This is a genomic window from Parafrankia colletiae, assembly GCF_001854655.1.
Taxonomy (GTDB): domain Bacteria; phylum Actinomycetota; class Actinomycetes; order Frankiales; family Frankiaceae; genus Parafrankia; species Parafrankia colletiae.
The window spans coordinates 96384-105272 of record NZ_MBLM01000127.1 but is presented as its reverse complement, the minus strand read 5'-3'; the positions used below and the strand labels follow the sequence as shown (position 1 = coordinate 105272).

The 8889-nt window shown below is 73.3% G+C and carries 8 protein-coding genes and 1 pseudogene; 7 read left to right on the top strand and 2 right to left on the bottom strand.

All coding sequences use genetic code 11. From position 1 onward, the window contains the following. Nucleotides 1-343: pseudogene (locus CC117_RS19855) on the top strand (TetR/AcrR family transcriptional regulator); the annotation flags it as partial. Between the two features lie 11 nt (nucleotides 344-354). Here the strand turns inward: CC117_RS19855 and CC117_RS19850 are convergent. Then, entirely contained in the window at nucleotides 355-816 is a 462-nt protein-coding gene (locus CC117_RS19850; RefSeq protein WP_071086330.1) for an SRPBCC domain-containing protein, read from the bottom strand. 306 nt (nucleotides 817-1122) lie between these two features. Between CC117_RS19850 and CC117_RS19845 the strand changes: the two genes are divergently transcribed. From CC117_RS19845 to CC117_RS19825, 5 genes are all read left to right on the top strand, one after another. Continuing rightward, nucleotides 1123-1548, top strand: coding sequence for a hypothetical protein (locus tag CC117_RS19845; protein ID WP_071086328.1), 426 nt, complete (start codon nucleotides 1123-1125; stop codon nucleotides 1546-1548). 152 nt (nucleotides 1549-1700) lie between these two features. Further along, nucleotides 1701-2261 carry a GNAT family N-acetyltransferase gene (locus CC117_RS19840; protein WP_241830259.1) on the top strand — a complete coding sequence of 187 codons (561 nt, stop codon included), beginning with the start codon at nucleotides 1701-1703 and terminating at the stop codon, nucleotides 2259-2261. Between the two features lie 203 nt (nucleotides 2262-2464). Further along, a complete protein-coding gene (locus CC117_RS19835) occupies nucleotides 2465-3271 on the top strand; it encodes a hypothetical protein (protein ID WP_241830258.1) in 807 nt (268 codons plus the stop codon). Nucleotides 3272-3497: 226 nt separating this feature from the next. After that, nucleotides 3498-5894 carry a beta-glucosidase family protein gene (locus CC117_RS19830; protein ID WP_084132431.1) on the top strand — a complete coding sequence of 799 codons (2397 nt, stop codon included), beginning with the start codon at nucleotides 3498-3500 and terminating at the stop codon, nucleotides 5892-5894. Nucleotides 5895-6000: 106 nt separating this feature from the next. Beyond that, the gene (locus CC117_RS19825) at nucleotides 6001-6786 is read left to right on the top strand and encodes a hypothetical protein (protein ID WP_071086324.1); all 786 of its coding nucleotides are present in this window, start codon (nucleotides 6001-6003) and stop codon (nucleotides 6784-6786) included. A gap of 63 nt (nucleotides 6787-6849) precedes the next feature. Here CC117_RS19825 and CC117_RS19820 read toward each other — a convergent pair whose 3' ends face one another. Beyond that, complete coding sequence (locus CC117_RS19820; protein ID WP_071086322.1) at nucleotides 6850-7476, bottom strand: copper resistance CopC family protein; 627 nt, start codon at nucleotides 7474-7476, stop codon at nucleotides 6850-6852. Between the two features lie 443 nt (nucleotides 7477-7919). On the opposite strand from CC117_RS19820, the gene CC117_RS19815 reads away from it, so the two are divergent. Further along, entirely contained in the window at nucleotides 7920-8789 is an 870-nt protein-coding gene (locus CC117_RS19815; protein WP_241830257.1) for a sugar phosphate isomerase/epimerase family protein, read from the top strand. The last annotated feature ends 100 nt before the right edge of the window (nucleotides 8790-8889 follow it).

The window sequence follows — 8889 nt, the reverse complement described above, 5'->3', positions numbered from 1 at the left end:
CCGCCGGGTCCTCGAACCGTGGATGGAGCATCCGCAGCTGCTCGCAGCCTGGGTGCGCTCCCAGCGGGAGCCGGGCGGCTACCGGCTCTTCGAACAGGCCACCGCGGCCATCGAACCGGCGTCCCGTGTGCTGTTCGAACGCTGCGAACCGCTCTATGCCGACGACATCGCCGCCGTGCTGACGAACGCGGCCCACGGACTCGTCTGGCAGTTCACGAACGGCGTCATCGGGGCCGCCGACATCCTGCCGGGCCTGGAACGCACCGTGTTCCGCCTCACCGCCGACAACGAGCGCCCTGCCCGGCGCACCCGGCGCATCCACCACGGACGCCTGCCGGCCTGAGCCATGCAGCCCTACCGGTGTTCGACCAGCTCGGCGAGCCGGGTCAGGGCCATGCGGGTGCCGGTCTCGTTGTCCGCGGCGGGAACGGCGTCCGGGATGCCGTCGTGGACGATGACGACGTCGGTGCCTCCGTCCTCGGCGTCGGTGAGGGTCGTGGTCAGCGTCATCGTGCCGCCCATCGCCGGGTCGGCGGTCTCGAACGCGAGTTCCTCGACGACCTGCTCGCCGGGGACGAGCCGCAGGAACCGTCCGCTGTAGGTGTCGGTGCGGGCAGAGGTCTTGCCGGTGCCGGTCGGCCGGTCGTAGGTCAGCGAGACCCGGAACGCACCGCCGGGCCGGGCGTCGAACTCGTGGACGTGGCTGCTCATCCCGTCGGGCACCCGCCAGTGGGCGATCGCCGTGGGGTCGACGAGAGCCTCGTACACCACCGGCCGCGGGGCGCCGACCCGTCGGCTCACCCGGATCGAGTACACCCGACTGACTGTAGGGGCCACCGATGGGCGGGGCGTCGCCGGGCGGGAAAGGGATTCTGACCAGGCATAGGTCGATCTGGCAGATCCCGGGGACGGTGACCGAAACACCGGCGGGGCAGCCTGCGGGACAGGCCCAGCCCCTGGCACCTGGCGAGGGCCCCGCGGACCTCGGGACCTGCGGCGTCCGCCGACGGTGCTCTCTGCCGTGGGCGGGCCGGTCCGCGCCGCGTAGCGTTCACAACCGGCCGGGTTCCTGGACGTCGGACCAGGCGCCGGACCGAGCCGTCCGGAGGGTGACGACCGAAGATGATCGTTGTGCTGATCGTGCTGTTCCCCTTCGCGCTGATGGTGATGATGCTGGGGATGCACGCGATCGAGGGCGCCTTCACCAGACCGGCCACGTCCGCCGAGCCGCCGAGGCTGACTCTCGCCACGCCACCCGCCGGCTCCGCGGTCGCCGCGCCGGCGGCGCACGGGCGGTCCGCCGCGCCCCGTCCGGCGGCGGTGCCCGACCCGACCGGCGCGCCCCGTCCGGCGGCAGCGCCGCTCCTGTCGATCGTGCCCCGTCAGACCCCGGCGCCCGGTTCTGCGGCGCCGTCCCGTCCAGCAGCTTCGTCCCCTCCGGCGGCTTCGTCCCGTCCGGCGGCGCCTCGCGTGACGGGGCCCCGTCTCTCGGTCGTGCCGGCGCATCCGTCCCGGTCCGTCACGTCGTCGACGGTGCCGACCGCCTAGCGTTCCGGTCCGGGCGGCACCGCGGAACCGGAGGGACGCGGTGCCGGTCCGCTGCGACATCAGCGTCCGTGCCTGTGATCAGGGGTGCGATGTCGGTCAGCGTTGCGGGCATGGTGCACGTCCGGCGCCCGGCCCCTGCGGCAGTGAGGTTCGTGGCTGTCGACCCGGTGTCCCCGGCCGCGCTCCATGCCGTCGGCCGGTACCTCGCCGAGATCGGGCGGCGCTTCGGCTACGACCCGGCGGGTGTACCGGAGGGGGATGCCGCGCAGCTCGCCCCGCCGACCGGTCGCTTCCTGGTGGCCCTCGCGGCCGGCGCCGCCCCTGCGGGCGCCGCGGTGGATGGTGGCGGCCCGGCTGAGGCGAACGACCCGACTCTCCACGGTGACGGTGACGGTGACGGCGACGGGGGCGGTGCCGGCGGTGAGGCGGTGGCCTGCGGGGGAGTGCGGACCGTCGGGGATGGTGTCGGCGAGATCAAGCGGATGTGGGTACACGGCGGGTGGCGCGGTGCCGGCCTCGGTGCCCGTCTGCTGCACCGGCTGGAGGAGGCGGCGCGGGAGCTGGGCCACCACACCGTCCGGCTCGACACCCACGAGACGCTCACCGAGGCCATCGCCCTGTACACGAAGGCGGGTTACGAGCCGGTGGACCGGTACAACGACAATCCGTTCGCGACGCATTTCTTCGAGCGGGTGCTGCGCGACGTCCCGTAGGCCGGGCGACGCGACGGCTGACCGCGGCACGGCGCCGCAACCCACGCGGGTCGGCGCGTGTACGTTTCAGGACAAAAGCGGGTCTGTTGGTGCGTACGGGCGGTAGATACATGTCCGTGACCGTGCATCCCGATGACTGGCAGGCTCGCCCGGGAGAGGCGGCCAGGCCTCCGAGCGGGCCGCGGCCGAGCCCACCACCCCGAGTGGCCAGRCCCGGCGAGCGGGCCGAGGGTGGCGAGCGGGCTGAGGACGCCCAGCCGGAGGGTCTCCTGTTCCGGCTGGTCCGGGCGCCGGTGTTGCTGGTCGCGCTCGTGGTGGTCGTACCCCTGCGGCTGCTCTGGGAACTGGTCGTGGTGACCGGGCGGGTGCTCCGGATGCTGCTGTGGAACTGGCTGGCCCGGCCGCTCCTGCTCGGGCTGAAGCGCCTGGTGTGGGACTGGTTCCTGGCGCCTCTGGGGCGCCTGCTGTGGCGGTGGGTGCTGTGGCCCCTGCTGGCCGCCGCCCGGGTCCTGCTTCACCTCCTGGTCGTGGTGCCCGTGCGGTTCCTGGTCACCTACCTGCTGGTCGTGCCGGGGCGATGGTTGTGGCAGCAGGTGCTGAGGCCGGTACTCCAGGCACTGCTGGCCGCTGCCCGGTTCGCCCTGCGGCTGACGGGGCGGGTGGTGGCGCAGGTGCTGTGGGTGCTGGTGGTGTGCCCGCTCCGCTGGGTCGGGCGGGTGGTGGTGGTGCCGGTGGGCCGCGCCGTTGCCGTGGCGGTCCGGTTCGCTCTGCGGGTCGCGGCCGCGATCTGCCGTGGCGTGGGCATCGTGCTGCGGATCGTGCTGGTCCGGCCGGTTGTCGTGGTGTGGCGGGCGGTGGTCGTGCCGGTGGCCCGGGCTGTCGCTGTGGTCTGGGGCCTGGCGGTTGTCGCCCCGGCCCGCTGGGTGCGCCGCACGTTCTGGCTGCCGGTCGCGCAGGCGACCCGCGAGGTGACCAGGGCGCTGTTCGGTCGACCAGCCCGGCGTCAGTGACCGGATCACGCGCCGGTGGAACCGGGCGAGGTCCGGTGAACGCCTGATCTGCGGCTGCTGCCAGCAGGCCGATGGTGGTGTTAGCGTCACGCTTTGTACGGCCACTGCCACGCGAGTGCCGCCGGACCCGCAGACCGCAGACCCCGGACCCGGGAGTACCCAGGTGACCCGCAGGGACGATGCCACCCGCAGCCCGGAGGCCCGGGCCGACGAACTCCTGCGCAGGATGACCGTCGAGGAGAAGGCGCAGCAGGTCACCGGCGTCATGCCGATCGCCCTGTTCGGCCGGGCCGGGCTGCTCCGCGACCAGGCGGAGCGGCTGCTGGGCACCGGCATCGGTCACATCGCCCCGCTGGGCATGCTCAGCCATCCGACTCCCGCGCGGCTGGCGGCCTCGGTGAACGAGATCCAGCGGTTCCTCGTCACGCACACCCGGCTCGGCATTCCGGCGCTGTTCCACGTGGAGGCGCTGAACGGGGTCGTCTCACCGGGGTTCACCGGCTTCCCGACCGCGATCGGCCTGGYCGCGACCTGGAACCCGGCCGGGGTGGAGGAGATGGCGGGCGTCCTGCGCCGCCAGACGCGGGCGATCGGGCACCGCCATGTCCTGTCCCCGGTGCTGGACGTCGCCCGCGACGCCCGGTGGGGCCGGGTGCACGAGACCTACGGTGAGGATCCGTACCTCGTGTCGGCGATGGGGGTCGCCTTCGTCCGGGGCCTGCAGGGGCCGGACCCGCGCGACGGGGTGATCGCGACCGGCAAGCACTTCCTCGGCTATGGGCTGACCGAGGGCGGGCAGAACATGGCACGCACGACCGCCGGGCCGCGGGAGCTGTACGAGGTGTACGCCCGCCCGTTCGAGGCCGCGATCCGGCTCGCCGGCCTGGGCGGGGTGATGAACTCCTACAGCAGCGTGGACGGGGTGCCGGTGGGCGCGAGCCCGGCCGTGCTCACCACCCTGCTCCGGGACAGGCTCGGTTTCACCGGCACTGTCGTCTCCGACTACGACACCGTCCGCCACCTGCACACCCGCCTGGAGGTCGCCCGCGACGCCGAGGAGGCCGGCCGCCTCGCGCTCGCCGCGGGCATCGACGTCGAGCTGCCGACCCCTTACGGGTACGGCCCGGCCCTCGCGGCGGCGGTGCGGCGCGGCACCGTCCCCGAGGAGCACCTCGACCGGGCCGCGCGGCGGGTGCTGCGGGACAAGTTCGCGCTCGGCCTGTTCGACCGGCCCTATGTCGACGAGGACCCGGCCACCCTCGGCCGCGTCGCCGGCGAGGGGTCGGAGCTGTCGCTGGCCCTGGCCCGCCAGTCGGTCACCCTGCTCACGAACAACGGGACGCTCCCGCTGGACCGGGAGGGCCTGCGGCGGATCGCGGTCGTCGGCCCGCACGCCGACGGAGTCGCCGTCGCGTTCCCGCCCTACACCTACCCGGGTGCGCTGGAGATGCTCCGCGCCCGGATCACCGGCGAGCGGGCCGCCATCCCCGGTACCGAGCACCTGACCGCCGATCTGCCCGCGGAGGCGATCGAGCTGCTCGGCGAGGAGCTGATGGCCGCCTTCGCCAGCCCGATCGACGAGTACGTCCGCGCGGGCTACGGCGCCATCTCGCTGGTCGACGCCGTCCGGCGGTCCGCCCCCGGGGCCGAGGTGACCACCGCGCCCGGCTGCGGCGTGCTGGCCGAGGAACCGGTGGACGTCCCCGCCGCCGTCGCCGCCGCCCGTGACGCCGACGTGGTCATCCTGGCCCTGGGTGGCCGGGCCGGCTGGTTCACCCCGCGGATCACCGAGGGCGAGGGCTGCGACACCGCGGACATCGACCTGCCCGCCCACCAGGTGGATCTCGCCCGCGCCGTCGCCGCCACCGGGACGCCGTGTGTCGGCATCGTCCACACCGGGCGGCCGATGGTGCTGACCGCGCTGGTCGACGTCGTGGCGACCCTGCTGTACGCCTACTACGGCGGGCCGCACGCCGCCACGGCGCTCGCCGAGGTGCTGTTCGGCGAGGTCAACCCGGGCGGGCGCCTGCCCGTCTCGATCCCGCGCCACTCCGGGCAGGTGCCGGTCCACTCCGGGCAGCCGACGGGCACCGGCTACCGGCGCACCGACCTGGACATGCACCAGGGTTACCAGGACCTGGCCTCGACCCCGCTGTTCCCGTTCGGCCACGGACTCAGCTACACGGACTTCACCTATGGTGATCTCATCGTCACCCCGGAACGGGTGGACGCCGGCACCGGCACCGGCGCTGGCACCGGCGCCGTCACCGTGGAGGTGACCGTGCGCAACAGCGGGGAGCACGCCGGGGACGAGGTCGTCCAGCTCTATCTCTCCGACCAGGCCACCGGAGTCAGCCGGCCGGCGCGGGAGCTCGTCGGCTTCACCCGCCTCACCCTCGCCGCCGGTACCGCCGCCGCGGTGCGGTTCACGGTGCCGATGAGCCAGCTGGGCTACGTCGGCCTGACCGGCGAGTTCGTCCTCGAGCCCGGCCCCGTCCAGGTGCACGTCGGCAGTTCCTCCGCGGACATCCGGCTGACCGGCACCTTCGAGATCGCCGGTGACACGGTCGTCCTCGACGGCCGGCGCACCTTCCTCTCGGACGTCACCGTCGTCGCGCGCTGAGCGTCGGGCGCGCAGCGCTGTGTCCGTGCGTTTCCGGGGCGGCGCTGCGGACGATCGATACGCTGCTGTCGCGTCAGATCGACGACGGCACGGGGGGCGGGGGATCATGGACGCGGGGATCGTCGCTGCCCTGATCTCCTCAGTGCTGAGCGCCGTCGTCGCGGTCGCCGCGACGGTGTGGACACACCGGCAGGGCGTCGAGATGGAACGCCTTCGCTACGACCTCGAACGGTCCGAGCGGGACAACGAGAAGCGGTCCGCGGCGAAGACCGAGCTCGACCGCTACCGGGAACCGCTGCTGGTCGCCGCGTTCGATCTCGGTTCCCGCATCCACGCCATCCGCAAGAAGGAGTTCCTCGCCTATCTGACGTCCACGGAGCGCCGGAGTCGGCTCGCGCTGCTGGGCACGCTGTTCTGCGTCGCCCGCTACTTCGGGACGCTGGAGATCGTGTACTCGCGCCTGGCGTTGCTGCGCTTCGAGAGCGCAGACGACACCCGGGTCGTCGCCGCACTGCTCGCGGACATCGGCGGGGCGTTCGGCAGCGACCAGTACGACCGGGTCGACACCTACCACTCCTCCCGCTTCATGCTGTGGCGGGAGGAGCAGCGGGCCATCGGCGAACTCATGCGCGGCGGGCCCGGCAGCACCGCGACCGAGTGCCTGGGGTTCGCCTACTTCCACGACAACTACGACAAGGTCTTCGCCGAGTGGTTCGACGCGTTCGCCGCGGCGCTGGAGTCACCCACCGTCGCGGCCAGCGCCCGGCTCGCCCGGCTGCAGACGCTGCTCGCGCTGCTCGTCGGCCTCCTCGACGAGGAGGGCGCGTTCACCCTCACCGTCGGCGGCGAGCGCCTCGCCCCCGACTGGGTCACCCCGGCGGGCCTGGCCTGACCCGTCCGAGCGGTCGGGGCGCCTGCCGCCCGGGCAGCTGACGGACGAGCGGGGGTCCGCCCGTCAGGGCTCGCGGCGGGTCGGTCGGCGCCTCTTGATCACGAAGGTGGCGGCGATGATGGCGAAGGCGGCGATGCCCAGGCCGATCACCGCGAGGATCCAGCCGTGCCCGCCGCCGCTGTCATCCGGCGCGGGGCGGATCACCTCCGGGGCGGTGCTCGTCGCGGACGTGACGGCAGCCGTCGGTGCCGACGTCGATGTCGATGTCGTCGACGTCTGTGTGGGTGTGGGTGTGGGCGGCGGTGCGGGGGCGGCCACGGTGAAGGAGAAATCGCCGTTCATCGCATGGCCGTCCCCGGCGATCACCCGCCAGACGACCTGGTAGCCGCCGTTGGCGAGCCCGGTGACGGGCACCGTCAGCGTGGTGTCGGCAGCGGACGGTGCGCCGACCGTGACGGGCGCGCCCGCGCCGCCCGTCACGGTGACGGTGGAGCCGTCGGCGCGGACGAGCCCGCTGAAGGTGAGCGAGATCTGCCCGGGCACCGTGTCCAGCGTCGCACCGGCAGCCGGATCGGAGGCGGTGAGCGCGGTATGGGCCCAGGCGGGCGAACCCAGGGTGGTGACCGTCAGTGCGGCCAGCGCGACGACCAGTGTCGCTGCGGACCGGGTCGCGCGTGATCGTCTGTGCACGGCTCGGATGTTACGGCGCGGACCGCCCCGCCGACCGCAGAGCCGGCCTCCCGCCCCGCGCGGGTCTGCCCACACGTCTGCATGCATCGGCCCCACGGGCGGAGCCCGGTGGCGCGCTGCGGCCGGTGTCGGCTGCGTCAGCCCGGCGGCCGGCTGGGGGCAGAAGAATCCGGTGCACCGCCGCGGCCATTTCCGCCATCTCACGTGGAACGGAACGGTATTGCTTCCGGGACGCTGCCTTGACGCGCGACCGACGACACACCTAATCTGTGTTATCCGAATGTCGTCATATCGTCAACGGGAGTTGCCGTGGACAGGCTKATCTGTTTGGTGAGCAGGGCGATCTGTTTATCGGGCGGCCGGGGTGCGGGAATCCGCACGAGTATGCGTCCCGGTTTTGTCGATGACCGGGCTGTGTTTTCCGTGTGGGCCGGGGCGGCACGGTGACTGCGCCGGCGCCCGGTGCCGCGTCGGCCGCGGTGACCGCCCCGACGCTTTTTCCGCTCGGCGGTCCCTTCGGGGCGGCCGAGGCGCGTGCCCTGGTCGACGCGGTGGCCGGTGCCGGTTTCGGTGCCGTGCAGCTGACCGGCGCCCATGTCGACGGCGCCGCCGCGGACGGGATGGCCCGCGAGGAGTTCCTCGACCTGCACCGGGCCCGCGGGTTGGAGGTCGTGACCGTCGAGGTGCTGATGGGCTGGGCGACGGCCGACCAGGAGGCGATCGCCGCCGAGGCCGTGCCGCTGCTCGACCTGGCCCGGCACGCCGGCTGCGACAAGGTCGTGGCGATCACGATCGACAGGTCGGGGGCGTCGGCGGCCGAGGTGGCGCAGCGGCTCGGCTACCTGTGCGATCTCGCGGCCGAGCGCGGCCTGCAGATCAGCTACGAGTTCATACCCTGGTCGGTGGTGCCGACCCTGGCGGATGCGCTGCGCCTGCTCGATGCGGTCGACCGGCCCAATCTCGGGCTGGTGCTGGACACCTGGCACCTGTTCCGCCAGCCGGGCGGGCTGGACGAGGCGGTGCTGCGGGCGGTGCCCGCCGACCGCGTGCACGTGGTGCAGCTGTGCGACGCTCCCGCTCGACCCGCCGACGACCCGGTGGTGGAGACGACGACCGGCCGGCTGCTGCCCGGGGAGGGTGACATCGACATCCCGGCCGTGCTCGATGTGCTCGCCGCCGCCGGTGCCACGCCGGTCATCGCGGCCGAGGTGTATTCCGCTCCGCTCGCGGAACTCGGGCCGGCGGAAATGGCGCGGCGAGTTTACGCAGCGACCGACAAGGTCCTCGGAACTCGTTTTTCCGGGCGGGCATGAGCAGATAGGAGGACGCCGTTCACCCTGCTGGCGGAAGGCGTACACCGGCCAGCCGGGAAACGGCGTCACCGGCGCCCCCGCAGTCCACGGAAAGCCGGTC

Bases quoted from the DNA above. Each gene is read 5' to 3' on its own strand.
- CC117_RS19845 (WP_071086328.1), top strand. From the start codon at position 1,123: ATGATCGTTGTGCTGATCGTGCTGTTCCCCTTCGCGCTGATGGTGATG.
- CC117_RS19825 (WP_071086324.1), top strand. From the start codon at position 6,001: ATGGACGCGGGGATCGTCGCTGCCCTGATCTCCTCAGTGCTGAGCGCC.